17 protein-coding genes are annotated in these 24,485 nt (G+C 44.0%); 8 read left to right on the top strand and 9 right to left on the bottom strand.

Annotated elements, in window-relative coordinates; all coding sequences use genetic code 11:
• Window positions 1–2: 2 nt before the first annotated feature.
• From M2470_RS07780 to M2470_RS07770, 3 genes are all read right to left on the bottom strand, one after another.
• On the bottom strand, window positions 3–3,188 hold the full coding sequence (locus tag M2470_RS07780; protein ID WP_280744663.1) for a TonB-dependent receptor: 3,186 nt from the start codon (window positions 3,186–3,188) through the stop codon (window positions 3–5).
• Between the two features lie 95 nt (window positions 3,189–3,283).
• Complete coding sequence (locus M2470_RS07775) at window positions 3,284–4,510, bottom strand: MFS transporter (protein ID WP_280744664.1); 1,227 nt, start codon at window positions 4,508–4,510, stop codon at window positions 3,284–3,286.
• A 16-nt stretch (window positions 4,511–4,526) separates the two neighbouring features.
• A complete protein-coding gene (locus M2470_RS07770) occupies window positions 4,527–5,576 on the bottom strand; it encodes a glycoside hydrolase family 130 protein (protein WP_280744665.1) in 1,050 nt (349 codons plus the stop codon).
• Window positions 5,577–5,730: 154 nt separating this feature from the next.
• Between M2470_RS07770 and M2470_RS07765 the strand changes: the two genes are divergently transcribed.
• Window positions 5,731–9,783, top strand: a complete 4,053-nt coding sequence (locus M2470_RS07765; protein WP_280744666.1) for a hybrid sensor histidine kinase/response regulator transcription factor — start codon at window positions 5,731–5,733, stop codon at window positions 9,781–9,783.
• On the opposite strand, the gene M2470_RS07760 is transcribed toward M2470_RS07765, so the two are convergent.
• Window positions 9,769–10,362: an HU family DNA-binding protein gene (locus M2470_RS07760; protein WP_280744667.1), complete on the bottom strand. Its 594-nt coding sequence runs from the start codon at window positions 10,360–10,362 to the stop codon at window positions 9,769–9,771. The genes M2470_RS07765 and M2470_RS07760 overlap by 15 nt on opposite strands.
• A 378-nt stretch (window positions 10,363–10,740) precedes the next feature.
• Here M2470_RS07760 and M2470_RS07755 point away from each other — a divergent pair, with 378 nt between their 5' ends.
• From M2470_RS07755 to M2470_RS07745, 3 genes are read left to right on the top strand one after another with little or no spacing between them, the layout of a single operon-like run.
• Window positions 10,741–11,289 (top strand): sigma-70 family RNA polymerase sigma factor, encoded by a 549-nt coding sequence (locus M2470_RS07755; protein WP_280744696.1) that lies wholly within the window; start codon window positions 10,741–10,743, stop codon window positions 11,287–11,289.
• A 2-nt stretch (window positions 11,290–11,291) separates the two neighbouring features.
• Complete coding sequence (locus M2470_RS07750) at window positions 11,292–11,717, top strand: hypothetical protein (RefSeq protein ID WP_280744668.1); 426 nt, start codon at window positions 11,292–11,294, stop codon at window positions 11,715–11,717.
• 3 nt (window positions 11,718–11,720) lie between these two features.
• Window positions 11,721–12,818 (top strand): hypothetical protein, encoded by a 1,098-nt coding sequence (locus M2470_RS07745; RefSeq protein WP_280744669.1) that lies wholly within the window; start codon window positions 11,721–11,723, stop codon window positions 12,816–12,818.
• A gap of 38 nt (window positions 12,819–12,856) precedes the next feature.
• Here the strand turns inward: M2470_RS07745 and M2470_RS07740 are convergent, their stop codons facing one another.
• Window positions 12,857–13,624, bottom strand: coding sequence for a formylglycine-generating enzyme family protein (locus M2470_RS07740; RefSeq protein ID WP_280744670.1), 768 nt, complete (start codon window positions 13,622–13,624; stop codon window positions 12,857–12,859).
• 134 nt (window positions 13,625–13,758) lie between these two features.
• On the opposite strand from M2470_RS07740, the gene M2470_RS07735 reads away from it, so the two are divergent.
• The gene (locus M2470_RS07735) at window positions 13,759–15,639 is read left to right on the top strand and encodes a hypothetical protein (RefSeq protein ID WP_280744671.1); all 1,881 of its coding nucleotides are present in this window, start codon (window positions 13,759–13,761) and stop codon (window positions 15,637–15,639) included.
• A 4-nt stretch (window positions 15,640–15,643) separates the two neighbouring features.
• On the opposite strand, the gene M2470_RS07730 is transcribed toward M2470_RS07735, so the two are convergent.
• Genes M2470_RS07730 through M2470_RS07715 form a run of 4 tightly spaced genes read right to left on the bottom strand, consistent with a single transcriptional unit; the run spans window position 15,644 to window position 18,918 of the window.
• Entirely contained in the window at window positions 15,644–16,030 is a 387-nt protein-coding gene (locus tag M2470_RS07730; protein ID WP_280744672.1) for an L-rhamnose mutarotase, read from the bottom strand.
• Window positions 16,031–16,038: 8 nt separating this feature from the next.
• Window positions 16,039–16,962, bottom strand: a complete 924-nt coding sequence (locus M2470_RS07725) for an amidohydrolase family protein (RefSeq protein WP_280744673.1) — start codon at window positions 16,960–16,962, stop codon at window positions 16,039–16,041.
• Between the two features lie 3 nt (window positions 16,963–16,965).
• Window positions 16,966–17,982 carry a zinc-binding alcohol dehydrogenase family protein gene (locus tag M2470_RS07720; protein WP_280744674.1) on the bottom strand — a complete coding sequence of 339 codons (1,017 nt, stop codon included), beginning with the start codon at window positions 17,980–17,982 and terminating at the stop codon, window positions 16,966–16,968.
• 3 nt (window positions 17,983–17,985) lie between these two features.
• Window positions 17,986–18,918: an aldo/keto reductase gene (locus M2470_RS07715; RefSeq protein ID WP_280744675.1), complete on the bottom strand. Its 933-nt coding sequence runs from the start codon at window positions 18,916–18,918 to the stop codon at window positions 17,986–17,988.
• 110 nt (window positions 18,919–19,028) lie between these two features.
• Here M2470_RS07715 and M2470_RS07710 point away from each other — a divergent pair, with 110 nt between their 5' ends.
• From M2470_RS07710 to M2470_RS07700, 3 genes are all read left to right on the top strand, one after another.
• Window positions 19,029–19,886, top strand: a complete 858-nt coding sequence (locus M2470_RS07710) for an AraC family transcriptional regulator (protein WP_280744676.1) — start codon at window positions 19,029–19,031, stop codon at window positions 19,884–19,886.
• A gap of 80 nt (window positions 19,887–19,966) precedes the next feature.
• The gene (locus M2470_RS07705; protein ID WP_280744677.1) at window positions 19,967–20,194 is read left to right on the top strand and encodes a hypothetical protein; all 228 of its coding nucleotides are present in this window, start codon (window positions 19,967–19,969) and stop codon (window positions 20,192–20,194) included.
• A 460-nt stretch (window positions 20,195–20,654) separates the two neighbouring features.
• Complete coding sequence (locus M2470_RS07700) at window positions 20,655–24,266, top strand: discoidin domain-containing protein (RefSeq protein WP_280744678.1); 3,612 nt, start codon at window positions 20,655–20,657, stop codon at window positions 24,264–24,266.
• The last annotated feature ends 219 nt before the right edge of the window (window positions 24,267–24,485 follow it).

Here is a 24,485-nt window from a genome sequence, read left to right as displayed (position 1 = left end):
TTTTAGAAAGTAACATTAACACCAAAATTAAAATTCATTGATACCGGGTAGATATACCCCCAGGTCGTATCATCACCCGAGGCTGGATTTTCTACATTCCATCCGGGATATTCAGGATCCATATTCTTTAATCCGGTAATAGTAAACAAATTAAATCCGTTGGCATATACCCGTAACCGCTCAATACCTAATTTGCGAATCAGCTGTTTCGGAACGGTATAACCAATTTCCGCACTTTTCAGTCGTAAATAAGAAGCGTTCATTGCTCGGCGGGTATCGTCTTTATAGTTGTATCCGAAATCGCTGTAGCGAGGATAATATCCGGATATCCAATTCCCGCTCTCGTCCTGATGCCATCTGTCCAAATGCATATTAAGCGCACCTGCCGAACCGGAGAAAGCATATGGTGTTTTGAGGAATTCATTGTACAACACATACTTCTCAGCAGCTCCCATAAAGTGCAGGTTGAGATCAAATCCTCTCCAGGCAGCACCGATGGTAATACCGTACTGTATTGCCGGATATTTCAGGGTACGAAGCGGTTTCTTATCCTCATCATCTACATAGCCATCGCCATTGAGATCGGTATGATAATAGTCGCCTATACTGAGTACAGAGTTCTGGTAAGCACCATTTTCATTGGGTAGAGAAGATATATCTGTACCTGGCTTAATCACACCAGCCCATTCCATGAGCCACCAGATATCATTGTAGCGATCGTTTTTATTGTCTCTCCAATTTTTATACGAACTGGTTGCTTTTGCCTGTTCTACATGCAGGTTTTTCGTACGGGCATACATCACGTTACCAGTAATGTCATACGTTACTTCGCCAATCTTGTTCTGATGCGTCAGGGTAATTTCCCAACCGGAGGTACGGTCGCTGTTCAGGTTTTCTTCCGGCAGGCCGATCCCTACTGTTCCCGGTATAGTCAGCTCTCTTTTTGCAGGCAGACCTTCCCGTTTACGGCTGAACATTTCTGTTGTTACGCCCAATAACCCATTCCAGGCATTAAAGTCCAGACCAATATTCGTTATTTTGTTTTCATACCAGGTGAAATTCGTATTCACTGCCCCCCGGTCGTTTACCGACATCGATTTGTCCGAGCCAAAATAATAGATTCCTTTTCCTGGATAGGTATACCCGCTTGCCCACTGGTAATTCGCACCACCATCGTCTCCTGTGATACCATAAGATGCTCTCAGTTTCAGGTTATCAATAAAGGAAAGAGCACTTACATTCTTGAAGAACTGTTCTTCCGAAATACGCCATCCCAAAGAACCACTGGGGAAGAAGCCCCATTGTTTGTCACTATGGTATTTAGAGGATCCATCATAACGGAAAGAGACTTCGGCCATGTAACGACCGGCAAAATCATAGTTAACCCTTCCTACAAGCCCTTGTCTGCGTTCCATCTTCGGAAAGTCGGTCCGTACTGATTGGGTTTTGTCATTATCTCCGGCAGCTAAATAGTCGAGGAAGTCCATGGTGTACAAACGTTTTGCGCCAATATATTCAAAATTATACTGATTCTGCTCAAACAGTGCCAATACATTCAGGTTGTGTAAATCAAAACTTTTGATATAGTTTAACGAAGCCTGGTACCCCCGGTTGGTCGACCAGGTCTGTTCCTGTGTCATTGCACTGGGAGAAGCAAATGTCTTCGGTACATAGTCTCCGTCCTTATAGGTGTAGAGCGTATATTCGGAGTTCATCGCCTTATACTCTTTGTCTCTCCGGTTGTAGTTGTACATAAACTTAGCCGTCAATCCTTTTGCGAAAGGCACATCCCATTGAAGTGATCCCTGAACATTCCAAGTATTTTCTTTTGTAGTTTTAAATCCTCCTCCGTTCTTGCTATCGGAATTAACTACCGGATTCAACTCGGTGCCCAGATAAGCCGGATAGTCCGGATTGTTGTTCGCGTATAAGCTTGTCTGTGCCTCTCCGGTCTCCGGATGTACCGGTGGAACGTACCACATCCATTTCATGATGTTCCAGGCATCCTGGTACGGCTGTTTTTTATCCGTTTTGATCAAGCCTACATTTACATTGGCAGTCAGTCCGTATCCCAATTTAGCAGAGACATTCGATCTGAAGTTAAACCGCTCATAATTCAATGATCCTGATTTATATGCTCCATCTTCATTTAGATAACTCCCTGTAAAGAAATAATTTACATCATTATCTGTGCCGGCGCTTCCCGATACGGAAAGGGTATGTTCGGTCTGTGGGCTATAGTCGTTCATGAACTGATCCCACATATCAAAACTCTTAACGCCTTTATACGATTCCAGTTGCTCCTTGGAATAGGTCGTGCTGGCACCACTGTAGCGCGATTCTGTAATATCATTGATCATGCTCGCCCAATCGTACGCATTCATGCTTTCCGGCATATTGAGCATGTGGTTCCAGCCATAGACACCCCGGTATTCAAACTTCGGTTTCCCGTCGCGGCCTCCCATGCCTTTCTTGGTCGTCACTACCATTACTCCATTCCCGGCACGCATCCCGTAAATAGACGCAGAGGCATCTTTCAGTACGGAGATGTTCTCTACCTCTTCTGCCGATAACTGGCTGAAGGTCTCAATATCGCTGGCCACTCCGTCGATTACAATCAGAGGGGTACCCATACCGCGAACATCAATCTTGGATTTCAGAGAGCCCGGCTCACTGGAGTTGGTAATTACTTTTACCCCAGCTAACTTTCCTGCCAGGTTTTGTTGTAAGTTACTGTTGGTCGAAGTAGTCAGTTGTTCTGAATTAACAGCAACGATGGCTCCTGTAAGAGTCGCTTTTTTCTGTACGCCGTAACCTACTACTACTATCTCGTCCAGCAGTTCGTTGTTTTCATTCATTACAACTACGATATGTTTTCCGACCTGTGCCGCTTTTTCTATCGTTTGGAAACCGACATACGAGAAAATAAGCGTCGGATGGTTTTCAGTTGTCTTCAAAGAGAAGTTTCCATCGATATCTGTCACGATACCTTCGGTTGTTCCTTTAACAGAGACGGATACGCCTAATAAGGCTTCGCCGCTTTGATCTGTTACTTTCCCGGTTATTTCATTCTGTCTGATCTGGTTTCCGGGAGCACTTTCTTGTGCATATCCCGATAGAGATAGAACCGGGAAAAATAAAAAGCACATCAGCAGAAATAGAACTGCCTGTTTTTTTTGTTCTCTCATGTTGTTTAATTGATTGAATATAAAGTTAAAAAGTTACTAAATCTCCTTTATTTGTTTACGTTGTGGTGGTGAATTAATGTTCATACGATTAGATTTTATGAGGGTTTATTGATTGAATTTAATATGTTTTTTACGACAAAATACGACAACGCTTGCAAGATCGTTACCAATGGCAAGGTAACAATCAATGCCGCATCATCCGAAATACAATAATTAATCAGGATAAAAGTACCGCATCCCAAGAAACGGCCTACATACAAGCCACATTCATGATTGAATATGTAAGAATATTCGTTCCGTTTTTCTTTCTCTTTCAGGTAGTCGATCACGCGCATCTGCAACGGGAAATAAGCAAGATCAAACAAAGGACGCGCTACAGTCATCAACAACAGAAACAGCAATACAGAGGTTACATTGAAAAAGATGGAATTGATCAGTGAGCCGGCTACGAAAAGTAAAACGGAGATAGCATAGATCAACAAACGATGTTCGGGTTTGGAGTTACGTCCTATCACATACATCAATACAGCTGTGATCAGCGATCCGATGCCCTGTACGGTTCCAAGGGCTCCTTCCCCGCCTACAATCTTCATGATAAGCATAGCCGGTGCTGTAACGATAAATCCCTGTACAAGCCCTTTGCATACAGCCACCAAAAGCATTTTATACCAGAGCCTGTCATACTTAAAGAAGACAAAACGGCTTTTCTGCGGTTTCACATAGTCCCCGGTATTGATCAATAACGAAGCTACAATCGTAATAGCGATGACTATATAAATGATCACCTTATAAGCACCATTCACATTGTCTACCCAGGCTAATTGTTCCGAAAACTGAATGAACCAGCCTACAGCTATTGGCACAACCACCAGTGTGAAGGTATTAAAGAAAGTTTCTAGTCCATAATAGTAATTACGGTTGGCGTCGGTAGTACATATCAGGACCAGGTAGTCCCTGTTCGCCCAGAAAAAGCCGAAAGAGATACCCATGATTAGTCCAGCGACGGCGATTCCCGCAAAATTAAGTACAGGGAGAGAAGTCATTATAAGCATAGACAATCCACTCAGCAACATGCCGAAAGCATATAATTTGCCGGGATCGACTTTGTTCAATAAAAAGCCATTGATAAAAAACGTAATGGGTATACCGGTGTACACTGTAAGCTGATAAAGTACCACCCGCCCTACATCTGCAGAATTACGCATGATATATGCCGCAACAAAAATGTCGATGATAGGAAGTACAAATGCATAAAGAAAGGAGGTTAGCAGAAGTGTACGTGTGTTTTTGGGTAAACCCATAAAAAGTTTGATATCTTTCATGATTTTCTGTTTAGTCTTATGTGTCAAGTGTAGATAGTATCTCCCGGATCGATGCTTTTGCGCCACAGATTACTTCATCGGCGGCTCCATAGTAAATGGTGAGTTCATCCCCGTTCACCAGGTGACCATTATTGAAGATCACCTCGCCAAAGAAACCTTTCATTTCATATGCTTCCTGAGGTTCCATTAGCGGTTCCTCCGAACGGGCAAGCAGGATGGAAGGATCGTTCAGGTCGAGCAACATGGCTCCCAGGCAATACCTATTTTTTTCGGTAGCTCCGTGGTAGATGGCCAACCAGCCTTTATCCGTTCGGATGGGAGCGGCTCCGGCTCCTAAACGTGCACTATCGAAGTGTCCTTCCCGTGTGCGAGCAATGCATTGATGGTTTCCCCAATGTTTCAGATCGGGCGACTGAGCCAGCCACATATAATTACCTCCTATCTCCGGGCTGCTGGGACGATGAAAAGCAAAGTAACGATCGTTTATTTTTTCTTCAAACACGGCACAATCCTTATTGTGGGGAGGGAAGATAAGGCCGCTTTCTTCAAATGTTATCCAGTCATGTGTCGTTTTCATACCCACGGCTACTCCTTGTGGTGAAACGGATGTATAGGTAAGTATATAAAGATCGTTTATCTGCGAAACGCGGCAATCCTCTATCCCATATGCACTGTATTTGTCTTGTCCCAATAAAGGTCCGTAGGCCGGATCCGTTTCAAAATGGATTCTATCTTCGCTGAATACCGGCAGAAGATAGGATATAGTGGTCAGGAAATCTTCCCCTTTATAACAGATCACACGCGGATCGTCCAGGTTCAGCTCCGGATCGTTCGTTGCGATTTCAATAACTTTAATACCTGTTTGCATATCGTATATGGGGAAGGAAATCATGCCTTCGCGTTGAACCGGCCTTTCTGCTACCCGTAGTAACAAACCCGTCCGTCCATTATAGCGGAAGGCTCCGGGATTGAGCAGACACTCTATTTTCAGATCAGCCGAACTGGCAGAAATGCTCTGGGGAGTTAGTATCGGATTCTCCGGGAAACGTGTGAATAGTGTTTTCATGATGCAAATAAAAAGAGAATAAAACCGCCAAAAGTACACTCAGATTTCAAAAGAGTATAGTGTGAAGCGAAGAAAGGACTATGTAAGCATAGTATACTTTTTTGAAAAATAAATACCCTTTCCCTTTTTTACTATATTATTATATTTGCATAGAATGAGAACCTGTTATGTCTATCTATTCGTGCTGATGGTTTGCACATGCCATTTGTTTGCCAACAGCAGATATGAGCAAATCACCAATTCGGCCGGTTTGTCAAATAGTGCCATCAACTGTATCGCACAGGATTCGGCCGGGATCATGTGGTTTGGTACCTGGGATGGACTCAATTCTTTTGACGGAAAAGAAATCCGGGTATATAAACCGGAACCGGGTAATCCCAATTCTATCAGCAATAACATCATACGCAATATCATAGAACAACGCAAGGGGATATTATGGGTCGTTACCGATCATGGTATCAACCGGCGGGATGCATCCAACCATTCATTCAGGCAGTTCTATTTCGGCTACGAAGATACATTTCCGGCTGTGCAGGAAATCTATAGCATCGCCAAAACCGAAGACAACCGGATCTTCTGCGCAGCCATGGAGCAAGGCATCTACTTTTATGCAGAAGGGAAGAATGAATTTATGGAGGTCAACAGCACCTTAGTCCATACACAGGATGTCAGGAAAATAGTTATCGACAAAAATGATCAGCTCTGGATATTACACAAAGACGGGCAGGTGGATCTGGCCAGGTGGAAGCAGACAAACGAATATCCTCCTACCATCACCCATGTTGTGCGACTGAATATCCCTTCCGTGCGACTAATGTATGCCGAAAACGATTATGTGATATTACTTGATTCGGACAACAAGGTACATGTCTATGCTTCTATCGTAGGGAAAAAGGTGTTTGAGTTTGACCTGAAGAAAATAGACTCCCACATTGATGTGATCCAGCTGGATATTATCGATCAAAGCTTGTTTGTTTCCTCTTCCGCCGGTAGTTATTACACCCTTTTTTTAGATAATTTCTCTCAGCCGGTTTTCAACGAAGATTTGAAAGGCAGTCGCATCAGAGCCTTCTATAAGTGCAAACAGAACCTGTTGTGGATAGGAAGCGACGGGGATGGTATTTTTATAAACTTTGATAAAAACACCTTTTTCCATACAATTCAGTTGAAAAAGGAAATGAATGTAGTAAGGGCATTTTGCGAGGATATCAATAAGCAGTTATGGGTAGGGAGCAAAGGAGGCGGTATTGCGGTGCTGAAGAATGACTACAACTCCGAAGCGAAGATTGTAGCAGAGTATAACACCTCTAATGGTTTGTTACACAATTCTGTTTATACAATAACAAAGGGGTTTGGAAACACCCTTTTTATCGGTACCGACGGACAAGGAATTAATGTATATGCAAACGGGCGGCTATCGACTCTCCGGATGGATAATCTGCCTGTCGAATTTGCCAGCACCTATTCGATCTATTGCTCGGAGAAGGACTCGACCTTGTGGATAGGCACCAGCGGTTACGGGCTCATCAAATTAAGAGTAGAAGAAAAAAACGGCTATTTCAGAGCTACAGATTACAAGCAATATATATACGATGGTGCCAATCCGGCATCTATCTCCAACAATGTGATTTATTCCATTTTGCCGGAAGACGATACGGTCTTGTGGATTGCTACCCGTGGAGGCGGGCTCAACCGTTTTCACATAGCCCGGGAAGAGTTTCAAAGCTATCGCTATGATGTTAACAATCCTGCTACGATCAGCAGTAACGATGTGTTATGCCTGTATAAAGATAAAAGAGAAAATCTGTGGATCGGCACAAGCGGAGGCTTAAACTTCTTGAGCTCTGAGCATGAAGATGAAGCTGTATTTGTCAGATATAATCAGTCCAACGGACTACCGAATAATACGGTACACGGCATCCTGGAAGACAATGAAGGAAATATCTGGATAAGTACCAACAAAGGAATTGCCCGCCTGAACAAGGCTGACAATAGCATCAACTCCTTCTATGAACAAAATGGTTTGCAGAACAATGAGTTTTCCGATGGCGCTTATTACCAAAGTATTTACAGTAATTATCTCTTTTTGGGCGGCATTTCGGGCATCAATATGTTTGATCCGGGCGAGATTGCTTTAAGTAGCTATTTGCCTCCTTTTTACATTTCTTCCTTCCGGGTTTTCAGTGAAGAAAAAAACATAGACAAACGGATTGTGAAGAATGTCCAGGGAGAAGACGAATTGATTCTTGCCTACGATGAGAATTTCTTCAGCTTCAACTTTCTGTCGTTAGACTATATCCAGAATGAAAACTGCGAATACATCTATCAGCTGGAAGGTATCGACAAGGAACCGGTCTATAATGGCAATTTAGGCTATCTGTCGTATACAAATATTTCTCCCGGCAAATACACTTTGTCTATCTATTACACCAACAGCGATAAGGTATGGGTGAAGCAGCCCTACCGACTCCATATCACCATTAAAAATCCTTATTGGAAAACGCCTCTTGCCTACCTGCTCTACTTTCTGCTGGCAATCCTGCTTTGTGCTTTGATATACCGGTTTATGTACCAACGGTTTACCCGCAAGAGGAAAATGCTGATTGAACAACTGCGCGTAAAAGAGCAGGAAAACATTCACGAAGCCAAACTGCGCTTTTTCACCAACATAGCCCACGAGTTGTACACGCCTATCACACTGATCTACGGGCCATGTGAAAAGATACTCGACCATGAAACAAACGACGAATACGTAAAGAAATACATCCGGGTAATCCAGTCGAATGCCGAACGGATGAAATCATTGATAGGTGAACTGTTGGAATTCCGAAAAGCGGAAACCGGGCACACACGAATACTGCCCTTACAACTGAATGTATCCGAACTTCTACGGGTAGTGAGTGACCACTTTATAGAAGTAGCTGAAGAACACCGGATCGACTTTACCATTCATTTTCCGGAAAATGATATCTCCTGGGTGACTGATCGTGACTCCTTAGAGAAAATCATATTTAATATCATTGCCAACGCCTTTAAATATACACCTCCTGACGGATATATCACAATCGACATAGGGAGTGATGAAACACACCTGCTACTGTCTGTAATCAATTCAGGCAAAGGGATCGCACCGGATAAACTGGCAGAAGTGTTCAATCGCTTCAAGATATTGGATGACTTCGAGAATCAGATAGAAAAAGGGCAATCCGGGCGAAACGGGATAGGATTGGCGCTAACTAAATCTCTGGTAAATCTTCTGAAAGGAGAGATTACTGCCGAGAGTGTTCTGGGAGAAAACACAACCTTTATCATCCGTCTGCCTTTGCTGGAAAAAGCGGACATACCTGTCCAAAAAGAAAAAACAGAAGAAGAAAAAGCGGTTGAGCTGCCTATTGTAAAACCGCAACAAATACCCTCCGGCAAGGATGGCTCCCCACTTATTCTCATCATTGACGATGAAGAAGAGATACGTGAACTACTCCGGGATACGCTAGGAGCCAAATATGGAAATATCATCGAGGCATCCAATGGGCGCGAGGCATTGAACCTTATGACCTCCAAACGGCCAAATCTGATTATCTGCGATATTATTATGCCGGAGATGAACGGCTTGGAGTTTATCCGCGAGATTAAAAACAATATCTTCACCAAACACCTGCCGGTTATCTTCCTGACGGCCAAATCCTCTGTGGAAGACCAGATAATCGGTACACAAAGCGGATCCGACATTTACATTACCAAACCCTTCCACCCCAAACATATCCTGAGTGTAGTAGAGAATATCCTTGTCAAACATAAACTAATAGAAGAATATTACAACTCACCCGCCACCGCCTATGAACTACTCGACAATGGAAAGGTAGTGCGCAAAGAAGATAAAAGCCTGATGATAAAAGCTATCGACTTTATCGAACAACACATGGAAGGCGAAGATCTCTCACCAACCATGATCAGCGACTATTTAGGAATCAGCAAGATGACCTTCTACCGGAAAACAAAAGAACTGCTTGATATGGCACCCAGCGAATTTATCCGGACAATCAAGATGAACAAAGTAGCCTATCTGCTCGTTTCCACCAACCTGACGATACAAGAGATCATGTTCCGTTGCGGATTCAACAATAAATCATACTTCTACCGCGAATTCCAGAACATCTACAACATGACCCCCAAAGAATACAAAAACCAGGGCTCACCCCACAAGTAGATACACTTTGTGGGTTCCTCCGCCTGAGCGGGCGATGAGGCCTTGTTCGTGGAAGGTTTTCAGGTCTTTTGTTGCGTAATAGCGGGAGCAGGCGTTCAGCGTGGCGTAGTCGCGTTGGTTGATTGTGCCGTATTTTTCCAGGTATTCTACCATGCGCGCTTGTCGCTGAGCGATGTTGGGGAAAGCTTTGACAGGGCGCTTTACCTTCTTTAGACGAGTGTTTTTTACGGCATTCTTCAAGCGGGGTGAGCAACGGAAGTTTACACCGTCTATTTCTACACTCGAAATATTCCGTCCGTTCTTGCTTTTTCGTTGATAGCTACGCAAAGCAACCGAGAAGTTACCCAGCCCGTCCAGCTCTACATTGTAGCCCGCCCGGAGCTGGGAACTAACGTATTTGAAAAAGGCTTCCAAGGCCCCCTTCACATCAGCCGAAGTGAGGGAAGATACCTCGTTGATATGCTCACAAATATCTTCTAAATACTTAGTACCCGTAGGTTTAACACGTGCGTGATACGTTTTCTTGCCGGTTGCCGTTTTAGGCCTTGGCGTTTCATGAACTGTAAAATTAACTCTCATAGCCTTAGTTTTTTAAGAAATGATTCATACGATTACTAAAAAATATGGCAGAAAATCGTTAGTTGATAGCCATCAACCAATTGACTTACAGCTGTCGGTCAACTGACAGACAATTATCGGTTAATTGGCCGACAGCCGTCAGCCAACAGTTTTCTGCGATACAAAGTTACAAACTCACCCAAGCTACCCCCAAATCATACGGCACCTAATTCCAAGTAAATCAGAAGAAATATCCTCTTATAATGAAACGATTACGCCTCAGCTGTTCCAAAGGTTTCAAAATTTGTCATTATCCATCAACATGACTACTGTATCTCAAATAATTAGTAATTTTTCGACTATTTCCCGCGTTGTTCGTATAATTGTATAAAGATAATGATGGAACAAGAACGGATATTGCATATAATCACTCAAAGCAGGCAAGGCGACGAAAAGGCGTTTGCTACTTTGGTACGGGAATATCAGCCACTCGTGTTCCGCCTTACCTTCCGCTTGCTTTGCAATGAGGACGATGCACGCGATGCTGTTCAGGAAACATTTATCAAAGTATGGCTCTCGCTTGATAAATACGACAGGCGATTCCGTTTCTCCACATGGATATATACGATTGCTTCAAACATCGTATATGACAGACTGAGAAAGCAACAACCCATACTTCTGGATACAACCGATATCAATGATTTGCCATTAATCGCAGACAATGATATAGAAAAAAGTCTCAACAATCAGGAGTTGCGGAATCTAATTCTTTATCTTACCGCAAAGCTTACACCAAGCCAACGCCTTGTCTTTACCCTTCGCGACCTTGAAGGGTTGGACACCGATGAGGTCACAACAATCACAGGACTCTCTGCCGATAAGATAAAAAGCAATCTCTATCTGGCACGTAAATACATTCGCGAACAACTTAAAAGCTACAAAATATAGTCATGAAAGCAGAAGAGAAAACATACAACCGCCTCATTCGCGCAATCCGAAACAACCCTCCCGTTTTGGATAATTCCGAGGCACTGGCTGCGGATATATTAAGACAGATAAAACAACTTCCGCGCAAGAAAAAGAAACAAAGGAAAGCGCTTCTGTTCACCACTTGGTTATCGGGAATTGCAGCCATGCTCTTGTTCTGTCTGTTTACCTATGAAACATTCTTTTTTCACACAAGAGATGTAAACCGAAATCATACGGCAACAGATGAAACGATGCTCCTGTCTCAAAAAGAGAACGTAGAAACAGGTTTATCCTTTCCTTCCGATGCCCGCCTGCAAGAGAAAAAAGAATTCTTCTTATTGGTATGGCAACAAAAGAAAGAGGCCAAACAGAAACGATACGAATTAATCAACTCATTAAAACAATAGATTATGAAAGCGAATTATCTTATACTCTCACTGTTGATGTTGCTGCTAATAAGCTCCTGTAATGCCTATCAACAAGTACATACCCGTATTCATAAAGACGGAAGCATAGAACGGGAACTCTTTGCCTTTGGTGACTCAACGTTTATGGCGGGCAACACGAACAGTAACCCCTTTTTGTTTATCCCTGATAAGAACTGGCAGATCACGCGCTACGACTCGGCCTTTGTCCGCCAACTCTTCGGTAAAGATGTAAAATTCAATGCCAAAGCTACAGTTCAGTCTGCCTCTTTGGAGACTTTCACAAACCATGCGCATGCCAAAGACAACCTTCAGCCGCTGATGTTGCCGACTGAAACACTCCAAAAAAGATTCTGCTGGTTCTATACCTATTACACCTACAAAGCGGTATATGCCACCGTCCGCCCTCAACTTCCCGTTAGCATAGATAAATATCTGACTGAAGACGAACAACGAATCCTGCTTCAGGGCAACCTCTCTGCTTTTGAAGGAATGAACGGAATCGAACAATCCGATGAACTAAACGAATTGGTCGGGAAGTTTGAAACATGGTTCATGCATTGTCAGTTTGAAATAACGATCAATGCGTTTGCAGAGCTACTTCTGGAAACAGGAGAAACACAATATGCAAAGCAACTGTCAGACGTCCGCGCCACTCTGTTCGAACAATTGAAAGATAAGATCGACGATAAAGATATAGATTCCGAAATGGTCGCCTCTTTACTTGACGCTCATTTCCGTTCCACATTCTATGCTTCCTTTGAAGCCTCCCATACAAAAGCGATAAACGACAGTATAGACGAGCAATCTCGTTTATTGAATCTATTTGAGTACGCACTCTCTTTCAGCATAGATATACCTGGCAGGCTACTCACGGCGAACACCCCATTACGCTATGAGAACAGTCCTGTCTGGAAGATAGATGCCTACCGCTTCCTCGTACAAGATTATGAATTATATGCCGAGTCCCGCACGGCCAACGTATGGACATTCGTAGTAACGGGTTTGTTGCTGTTGATTGCCTTTATCAGCCTTTATCTAACGATCAGAAAAAATAGAGACGATCATATGGTAAAGAGGTAAGCATGAGAGTCCATTCAGTAACTTTCAAGTTATACTAGCTAAAGGGCAAGGCGGAAGCCGGAAAGGGTGTTGAGAGAGAAAGGGGCGCAGCGGAGGCGAATTGAGACACGGCATCCTCTGGGAGCGGTGTACCAGCTACCACCTCGTAGCACTCGGTATTCTCCTGTACTTGCGCCTGTCGGATTTGTTTGCGGTTCTTTATCGTAAGCGCCATACCAATCATGACACAATTCCCAAACATTTCCGGTCATATCATAAATTCCCAGTTCATTCGGGCCTTTCGTGCCTACCGGATTCGGTTTTTTGCCACTATTATCATCATACCAGGCAATATGCTCAATCATATAGCTACCGCTATACTGATAGCCCCTGCCTTTGTTTCCGCCACGAGCCGCATATTCCCATTCGGCCTCCGTAGGTAGGCGGTATTTTTTTCCGGTTATGGCATTCAGCTTGGCAATAAATTCCTGAATATCATCCCAATTTACATTTTCTACCGGCAGCCTATCATCCTTAAAATAACTGGGATTATTGCCCATGACTTGCTTCCATTGCAGTTGGGTTACTTCGTATTTCCCTATATAGTAGGAATCAAGTGTTACCTGATGGACAGGATATTCATCATCATCGGCTTCGTCTCCCTGTTCGCTGGTGGCTCCCATAGTAAAAGTGCCACCTTCTATGGCAACCATCTCTATATCCTGACTTTGAGAAAGGAACGGCAACAAAAGGAGGGCAAACAGGAGTAGTATTCCTTTTAGCCGCATACAGGGTTTTGTGTGTTTAAACATGATCGTAGTTTTCATAAAACGGTTTATTTTGCGAATTTATGTGAATAATATGAAATAAACAAAAACGCAAAAATTTAAAAGAGAAGAATCATTATATTTGGCGTTTGAGTATGTCCACTAAACACTAATGAATATTTAAAGGGATTATTATGAGAAAATTATTTGTGTGCTGTATCGCACTGTTCGTGCTTATGACAGTAACCCAGGCTAAAGAGTATGCCAATTTCCGTGTAGCAACGTATGTGATGGCGTCGCAGGTAAATGCACTTAAAGACCAGAAGGCGCTGGATTCATTCTGGGATGGTATTTCTAAGAACATCACCCTCGACAAGATCTATCTTGAAACGTTTCGTGACAATGTGTATGCTGATGAAGCAACGCTTCAAAGGGCTATTAAGTACTTTAAGGGTAAAGGCCTGATCGTAGGAGGAGGTATCACCTACAATGCCGGCGGAGGGACGCGCATGCGCTGGGAAACATTCTGCTATTCTAATCCGGAGCACCGGGAGACAGTCAAAAAAGTAGCTGAATATACAGCTAAATATTTCGACGAGTTTGTTCTCGACGACTATTACTTTACAAACTGTAAATGCGACCTTTGCATTGCTGCCAAAGGGAATAAAAGCTGGAGCAAGTTCCGCATGGATTTGCTGGATGAGTCCGCCAAAGAACTGATCGTAAATCCGGCTCTTGCCGTAAATCCGAACACGAAAGTAGTTGTGAAGTATCCCAACTGGTACGACCATTTCCAGGGACTCGGGTTCGACCTCGAACGGGGATCTCATACCTTCGGAGGAATGTATACGGGAACGGAAACCCGCTCTCCGCTTGGCGAGCAACACCTGCAACCGTATGAAAGCTTCGGCATTGTACGTTATCTTGAAAATATCCGCCCGGGGCATAATCTCGGAGGCTGGGTAGATACCGGCAGTATGGATTATCTGGATATGTATCCCGAACAGCTTTGGCTTACAATGCTAGCCAAAGCTCCGGAAATAACCCTCTGGCATGTGGGTTCTATCACTGCTCCTATAAACAGAGCCTTTGAAATGCGCAGTTGGTCTGATGACAAACCTACACTGGATATGCAGGCCGTTCGGAAAGAGGGGGAAGCCCGTGGAAGCGATCGTCCGACAATGGGTAGCGTAGCTGCTTACTCCTTGAAGCAAGTAGACAAAATAGTGGGGAAATTAGGTACTCCAAGCGGAATCAAGGCTTACAAGCCTTACAATTCACTGGGGGATGACTTCCTGCACAACTACATGGGTACAGCCGGTATTCCGATAGAGATTGTTCCTGAATTTCCGGAAGATTCCAAACTGGTACTGCTTACGGAGAGTGCTAAATATGACCCGAACATCGTTGAGAAAATGAAACGCCAGATGCAGAAAGGCGGAGATGTCCTTATCACAGCCGAACTTTTCCGTGCCCTGTCCGGTAAAGGTATCGAAAACATTGTTGAGATGGAATATACCGACCGTACCTCCGACGTAAGCGAGTTTATCGTAGATGCTACCTCATTCATGCGTCGTAAGGTGGTAAAGTCTGATGTTCCCGTCCGTATCCCGCAGATGACTTATTTTACAAACGATTCATGGGAAGATATTTCTACATTGGATTATGGCAACGGATGGCCGATACTTCAGCAAATTGCTTATTCCAACGGCAATATGTATGTATGGGTAATGCCTCATAATTTCAGCCACATCTATGCACTTCCTACACCTGTTCTCAATCGTGTTCGTACAATTGTCAGCCGCGATGTAGACGTACGCCTCGAAGGACCGGATCATGTAATGCTCCTGACCTACGACAACGGCACCTTCGTAGTTATGTCTGTACGTGACGAGCCGGTAACAATAAACGTTGTAACCCGGAAAAGCAATTCTCTTACGGAGTTGTCGGAAGGCACAAAGATAAAAGGTGATCAATTCCAGGAGCCCCGAATGTATGGCCGAAACAGCGAAGCTGTCACCCGCTACCAACTAATCATTCAGCCTCACTCATTCAAAGGCTATAAAATAGACTAAAGATTTAGTCGTACAAACGGAAGATGCGGTCCATCAATTTCCATTTTTCGGAAGAGGTGGCACCCGCATCTGCCTGTTGGAAGATAGACATGTATTCTTCCCATTCGGCCTGTCGGGGAAGGGTGGCTAACTTCTCGAATGCGCTATCCCATTCAAAGTCCAAAGGTGTTTCTACAATCATAAAAAGCCTTGTTCCCTGCTGGTATATTTCCATTTCAAGGATGCCAACGGTGCGAATGCCTTCGGCTATCTCGGGCCAATGATGCATTTCGCTATGGCGTTTTACATACTCTTGTATCAGCGCCGGATCATCTTTCAGATCTAAGGTCTGGCAATACCGTTTGGTTGGTACGGCATGTGTTTTCTGTGTGTAGCCTTTCTGTTTTTCCATATTCTTATTTACTCTGACATGTTTTTAATATACGGCAACTTCTGTAGTTTTTTAAATCCGTAGAATGTTTCTGCATTTTTGCCTAAAAATAAGATTTTTTCTTCGTCTGAAAGCATAGTGGATTTCACAATAAAATCGTATGACATGCGATAGGTTATGGCAACAATGGTACGCGGATAATCGGATCCCCACATCAGTTTCTCTATGCCTACCAACTCGATAGCTTCCCGAATAGCCCGGACGGCTCCGGTAAAGGGGTAAAACTCATCGTTAAAAAGCCAGGTAATCCCGCCTGACTCAATCATGACCTGTTCGTTTTCTGCTAATTTGATCTGCTCCAGCCAGTCTTTGCGAGTAGGCATACCGAAGTGGCCGATGGCAATCTTCAGCGAAGGACACTCGGAGATTATCTCTTTCATCTCCCCCACTTGTTCTGCCCCATCAGCTAAATCAATAGATAGCAGGATATTGTTTTGCTCCATCAAGCGAAACATATCCATCATTTCATCGCTGGTGAGCCAGACTCTCCCGGCTTCCGTAATTAAGCGTTGGGCGGGAATCTTTATGCCCCGAAAGCCTTGGCCAATCAATGCTTCGGCATGAACCAGATATCCCGGTTTGCGGGCATCTACCATACCGCAACAGAAGAAGCGATCGGGATACTTTTGTTGTACTTCAAGCAGGTAATCGTTTTGCAGCCCATCAATATACTCTTGTGTAATAACAGCCGCTGATACCTGGGCGTAATCCATATTGGAAAGGAAAACCTCTGCCGTATTCCTCCCGTCAATCAGGAAAGGCGGGAGCATTTGGCGGACTTCCCCCATAAACTCGGACTTGCCGTTTGCCTGGCTCTTTATCTTCTTTCCTTCTACTTCTGCGTCTTGCCGAAGCCAAAGGTGGGCGTGGGCGTCAATGATTGGGTAAAACATAGATTAAAAACGTATTAAAATCCTAAAAACTTCGCCCGGATTGGCCGACCATTTTTCCAAAGCAGTCTGTGCTTCTTCGGGTGCATAAATCGCCGTGATTAGTTCGTCGACAGGGCAGGTTCCGCATTTCAAATACTCCATTACTGCTTTGAAGTCGGTCGGCGTAGCATTACGTGAACCGCGAATGCCCAACTCTTTTTTCACAAAGTGCGAGGTATCGAACAGTATTTTCTCTTTGGCATAACCAATATAGACGACCCTTCCGGCAAAGGCAACTTCTGATATGGAAGCAGTATAGGTTTCCGGACGACCTACCGCTTCAATCACCACATCGGCTCCTTCTTCACGAGTGATCTCCCTTATCCGCTCGTGAAGGTCTTCTTTCGTCGAGTTAATGGTATATTGCGCTCCAAGGCGTTTGGCTAACTCCAGCTTTTTGTCGTCCACATCTACAGCGATAACTACTGCCCCCCGTAGAGAAGCGCGAATAATGGCTCCTACCCCAATCATGCCACAACCCAGTACCAAAACCGTATCGATATCAGTTAACTCAGCACGACTCACGGCATGAAAACCTACGCTCATCGGTTCTACCAATGCCAAATCACGCAAGGAGATACCTTCATCAGCAATGACTTTCTGCCAGGGAACCAGTATATATTCCGACATTGCCCCATCCCGCTGTACACCTAAGGTTTGATTAAACTCACAAGCATTGAACCGACCCTTTCGGCACGACGGACAATGGCCGCAACTTGTATAAGGGTTTACCGTTGCATGCATACCGGGCTGCAAGCCGGAGGGTACATCATCTGCTACCGCTTCTATCACAGCCCCAATTTCATGCCCCGGTATGATCGGCAGCTTCACCAACGGATTCAGCCCCCTGAAGGTATTCAGGTCGGAGCCACAAAAACCAACAAAACCGATCTTTAGCAAGACATGCCCAGGTTTCAATTCCGGTTTGGGTATCTCAATAAGCTGCGTTTTCCTTTGCCCTATAATCTGTATTGCTTTCATTATTCAACTGTTTACCCATGTATCACGAAAGCCGGGTTCAAAGATCCGTTGCACTTCTTTCAGCACATCCTCGTCTACCGGAGTATTCGCATAGCGTATTGTTTTTAATACATTTTCCGGATTTGTGGTACTAAACAAGGTAGTTGCAATCCGAGGGTTCCCGACAGCGAATGAAATAGCCAGTTGCTCAATAGAAACACCTTTGGATTTACAATAATCCACCGCCTTTCTCGCCAATCGTTTCAAGGCGTCGGGAGCAGGATGCCAATCCGGCGCGCCCTGTTCGGTAAGCAATCCCATAGAATAAGGGGAGGCATTGATTACACCTATGTTTTTCAACTCAAAATAGTCTAAGTAATCCACCAGGGCATCGTCGTTCAGGGTATAATGGCAAAAAGAAAGTACACTCTCTACTGTGCCGGGCGGCACATGATCTACTACATATTTCAAATGACGCAAATTCAAATTGGTAATGCCAACGTGCCCTACAATCCCTTCGTTGCGAAGCTCTACCAAAGCCGGAAGTGTTTCGTTGCAAATCTGCTCCAGATCGGCAAATTCAATATCGTGAACATTTATCAGGTCGATATAATCTACATGCAGGCGCTCCATGCTCTCGAAAACGCTCTCTTTGGCTCTTTGGGTGGAATAATCCCAACAATTTACACCATCCTTGCCGTAACGGCCTACCTTTGTGGATAAGTAATAGCGATTGCGGTCTATATTTTTCAACGCTTTCCCAAGTAGCATTTCTGCTTTCAGGTGTCCGTAATAAGGGGATACATCAATGAAATTAATCCCGTTATCTACTGCCGTATGAACTGCCTCTATTCCGTTTTCTTCCCTTAGCGAATGAAAAACTCCACCCAAAGAAGAAGCTCCGAAACTAATGTTAGACACACGCATGCCTGTTTTTCCTATTTCCCTGTATTCCATAATACACAAAAGTAAGTAATACCCCTTTTTTGTCTTTATTCGTTATCGACCAATACCTGTACTTTATCGACTTCTTTCATTATATTTGCTTCATAAAATCAGCCCATGTTATGAATAAGGAGGAACTTAATAGGGATTTCATTTTACTGAATGTAGGTCATGCCTACCACGATGCCGACTGGAACTGGAAAAATGTGTATAGCCCCTTTGCCAGAATACACTTTGTTGTGAACGGGACAGCTAAAATTATCCGGGATGATAAGGAGTATACGCTAAAAAAGAACCACCTTTATCTTACGCCTTCTTATATGAAACATTCTTACCAATGTGATGATGTATTGGAGTTATATTATATCCATATTTATGAAGATATAGGGAGAAAGCTCAGCTTGTTTGACCTGATTGATTTTCCCGTTGAGATAGAAGCCAACTCTCTAGATATCCATTTATTGGAAAGGCTGGTAGAGATTAATCCGGAAAGAGGGCTGCGTTATTACGACCCTCGCGCATACGACACGTCTTCAAACCTGGCAAGGAATATTGTACAACAAAAGAATGTGTCATTTGCTTCCGAACTTGAAACACAAGGCATCCTGAAACAGTTAATCTCTCACTTCGTAGCCCATGCCTCTTACAAGAATGAACATATCGAAAAACGGATCCTGAAATCTCTTCACTATATCCATAAAAACCTTGACAAATCAATACAAATCGAACATTTAGCTCAATTATGCTTTATGACGAAAGACCATTTTATCCGTCTTTTCAAAAAAGAAATGAATATCACCCCTTGTAAATACATAAACCAGAAAAAGATAGAACAAGCTCAACTAACAATGCTGATAGACGACAAACCCATCAAAGAAATCGCCTATAATCTGGGCTTCAACAATACATTCTACTTCAACCGCCTCTTCAAAAAGATAACAAACAAAAGCCCTGGGGAATATAAAAAAGAACTCGGATAAGTTTAAAAGAATCTCCTATAAGCAAGAATTTGTGACTTTATTTATTTATTTTTGTGTGATGACATCATAAAACTGAAATTATGAAAAAGAAAAAATATCTCCTTCCGGAAGAAAAGACTCATCTTTTACATGAGCCCACAGCGACCTATCCAACTATGGTTCAGGCAAACGATGCAAAAAATAACACATTAAAATCTCCCTGTCAATATTCAATGGAAGAATTGAAATCCGGAATACCGGAATTTATTGAAGAATTTGAAAATGATGATTTAATACCTCATGAAATATTAAAACGCAAAAAGATATGAGGTTGCGGTGGACGCGAAAAGCTAAATATGACTTAAACACTTTATATGAATATTATTACCTAAAATCGCCTCGGGTCGCCAGTCGGATGTACAATTCCGTATTGGAAGAAGCCGAACGACTTCTCCATAGCCCTAATATCGGAGTAAAGGTAGAGGAACTGTCAACAGAGAAATTACAGATTCATTCTCTTGTTATCCTCAATGGACTATACAAGCTATTGTATGCAACAGATAACAATAAAGTTGCTATCTATCGTATATGCTCTTGCAGACAAAATCCTGAATCAACTATTTTTACTCTATTTTCTTGACCTTATCAATGTCCCACGGGGCAATGAACGTAATTTGTGGATGCAAGTAGAGCAATTAAAATAAAAAACCTATTAACTTTACATATTAAATCAGAGTTGATGTACATTTGTTGAACTAAAAAAATACAAATAAAATAGACTTTCATCGTATGGAAATGTGTAAACAGCAAAAAGTGTCCCGTATCTTTACGCTTTGGGGAGTAACAGTAGCATCGTTATTCCTTTGTGGATGTAATGGAACAGGTGTGACAAACGAATCGTTCGAGCGGCCGGACTATTATACACGGGGTATAGGACAATATCCCGGTAATCCGAAAGAAGATTTTTCTCCTGAATTGGCTCCGGATAAGTCCGGCTACAGAAACATTGCTCTTCTGCGTTCGGCCTTTAGCTCTTCCAGTCACGACTATAATCTGACTGCCCAATTAGCAACGGACGGTATTGCAACCGATCAGCAACCGCCATACCTGATCCTTTCAACCCCTGAAGGCGAAGCCCCCCGGCGCGAACGCGAATGGATGATCGATGAAGGTCCGTATTCGCGGAATACCCTGGAAGGGGTAGATACCTGGTTCCAGTTTACACTGAAGAATTATAGCAAATCGGTTGACAAACTGGTATTGGTAGGCAATCTTATTTATAATGATCAATTGGCAAAAGAAGGTTTCGAGATCATTTGTCAAGGTTCCAATGATGGACAAGACTGGTCTGAAGTAGGCCGATTGAGTGGCAAAGGACTACCTGGTGAAGACCTGCGCTATCGTGTTCCGGTTACCGACCCGAACAAGCAAACCGAACAAATCTCTTTGCCGGTTCGTAAACTGAATGAAACCATTTCATTTGATAAAGAAGCAACCTATTCCGACTATCGTGTTTTATTAAAGACCCCCGGTGCTCATAGCTGGGTATTTATGGCTGCCGATTTTTATAATAAAGGCCGTTTGGTGGAGATGAAACCGTCTCAGTTCTTCCATAGTTCCTGGATGAGTGCGACCTCAGGAGAAGAATGGCTGTATGTGGATCTGGGAAGCCGTTCCGAGTTGGATAAGGTTATTTTGCACTGGATCAACAAGGCTGTCAAAGGAAGCGTTCAGATTTCCGACAATGCGGCTCAGTGGACGGATGTTGCCGAACTTCCGGGAGGAGAGAATCTGATCGACGAAATTTCCCTGAACGGGAAGAAGAACGCACGCTATGTGCGCGTCCGGATGCAGCAATCAGCAAATGGGGAGCGTTATATCCTGAGCGAACTGGAAGTAATGGGTAAAGGTGGTCTGGTTCCACAGCCTGCTGCCTCACCTGCCATCTCGAAAGGAAAGATTAACCTGTCCGGCGGAAACTGGAAACTTCAACGGGCTTCCGAAGTAACTGCCGCAGGCGAAAAGATATCTACCCCTGACTTCAAGCCGGAAAGCTGGATCGTAGCTACGGTTCCGGGTACCGTATTGAGCAGTTACAAAAATATCGGAGCAGTGGCCGATCCCAATTATGCGGATAACCAGTTGCAGATATCCGAGTCGTTCTTTAATTCCGATTTCTGGTATCGCAACGAGTTCGAGGTTCCGGCCGACTTTAAACAGGAACGTCTCTTCCTGAATTTTGATGGTATCAACTGGAAGGCGAATGTCTATGTGAACGGAAAAAAGACAGGCCGTATTGAAGGTGCCTTTATGCGCGGCAAGTTTGATGTTACAGAAGCGATTGTCCCAGGCAAAAACGTCATTGCCGTAGAGATTATCAAGAACGAACATATCGGAGCGATCAAAGAAAAGAATGTACAGAGCACAGACTTCAACGGAGGTATCCTGGGAGCTGACAACCCGACATTCCACGCCACAGTAGGCTGGGACTGGATCCCGACAATGCGCGGACGCAATATGGGAATCTGGAACGATGTATTTCTGACAACTACCGGAAGCGTAACAGTGGCCGACCCATTAGTTACTTCCGTATTGCCCTTGCCTGACACCACCTCTGCCGTCCTGACTGCGAAAGTGATCGTAAAGAACCATGACAACAAGAATGTACAGGGTGTATTGGAATTTAGCGTCTGCGACCAACAGATACAGAAACCGGTAGAATTAGCTGCCGGAGAAGAAAAAGAAATTGTACTCGACCCCTTGAAAGTACAGAACCCTCGCTTGTGGTGGCCTAAGGGCTATGGCGAACCGAACCTCTACGATGCACACTTTGCCTTTAAGGTAAACGAGCAGGTGTCGGACAGAAAAGACTTCAAAGTAGGTATCCGCCAGATGACATTCAACGAAGATAATCAGATCCTAAGCCTCTTTATCAACGGACGCCGTTTTATAGGCCGGGGTGGCAACTGGGGCTTCAGCGAATCCAACCTGAATTATCGCGCCCGTGAATACGATATCGCGGTTGCTTATCATGCGGATATGAACTTTACCATCATGCGTAACTGGGTAGGTATGATCGGAGACGAAGAGCTGTATGACGCCTGCGACCGTCACGGTATCGTGATCTGGCAAGACTTCTGGTTGGCCAATCCCGCCGACGGACCCGATCCCTATTATCCGGAGATGTTTATCGCCAATGCGGAAGATTATGTAAAACGGATTCGCAGCCATGCTTCCATTGGTATCTATTGCGGACGCAATGAAGGTTTCCCGCCCGAACAAATCGATCAGGCGTTGCGCCGGATCATCAAGAAAGACCATTCGGATATCCATTACATCCCCAGCTCGGCGGATGAGGTAGTAAGTGGGCACGGCCCCTATCGTATGTTGCCGGCTAAAGAATACTTCACACTGAAAACGGGGAATGACAAATTCCATAGCGAACGGGGTATGCCGAATGTACTGACCTACGAAAGTATGCTCCGCACCTTCTCTCCGGAAGGTATTTGGCCGCAAGACCACCAATGGGGTATGCACGACTATACCCGCGAAGGAGCACAGGGAGCTACTTCTTTCAACGAGATTATAGCCAAAGGATACGGCGAGCCTCAAAGCGCCAAAGAATTTTCCGAACTGGCACAATGGGTGAACTATGACGGCCATCGCAGCCTGTTTGAATCCAGAAGCCAGAATCGTAAAGGTCTGCTTATGTGGATGAGCCATTCTTGCTGGCCTTCTATGGTATGGCAGACATACGATTATTTTTTCGAACCGACAGCCGCCTACTTCGCTATCAAGAAAGCTTCCGAACCATTGCATATCCAATGGAATCCGGCAACCGACGAGATAGAAGTAGTAAACTACAACGCCGGCTCTCACAAAGGACTAGTTGCGAAAGTACAGGTGTTGAATATGGACGCCTCCGTAGCTTGGGAGAAAGAGGTGACAATCGACAGTAATGAAGATACGACCAACAAATGTATCCAACTGGAATTTCCGGAAAACCTGTCGAAAGTGCATTTCATCAAGATGTCCTTGACAGAAAACGGGGAGGTAGTTTCTCAGAATTTCTACCACAGAAGCCTGGAAGAAAACAACTATCAGGATTTGCGCAAACTCCCCAAAGTAGCATTGCAGGCTAAAAGCTCCACCAGCAAAGACGCTGACGGAAACTGGAACGGAACAATTGTAATAGAGAACACAACGTCAACTCCGGCATTGATGATCCGTGTCAATGTAATCGGAGAGAAGGACAAGCAGCAATTCCTACCGATGTTCTATTCCGACAATTACTTTGCTTTGCTTCCGGGAGAAAAGAAAGAGGTACGTTTCCACTGGAAAGACGAAGACACTCGGGGCAATGCTCCTAAGGTGGTAGTCTCAGGATATAATGTAGAGTAAAAGAATCGCCATACAGTTGTTGAACAACTGTATGGCGATTCTTTATTTCAGCCTCCCTTCACAATCATGAAGTTGCATAAAACAAAAAAGTCGCTTAAACAGCGACTTTTTTTGTGGTGATTTGCCTGGGGTTCTGAACCTTGCAAAACCGACCAGTATATCAATGAGTTATAAAATCAGCAATATCTTAGTCCCACGATCTACCCACGAGAGGTTTTC

The sequence above is a fragment of the Parabacteroides sp. PH5-46 genome (assembly GCF_029892785.1).
Taxonomy (GTDB): Bacteria; Bacteroidota; Bacteroidia; order Bacteroidales; family Tannerellaceae; genus DFXE01.
This window is presented reverse-complemented; position numbering and strand designations above follow the sequence as displayed.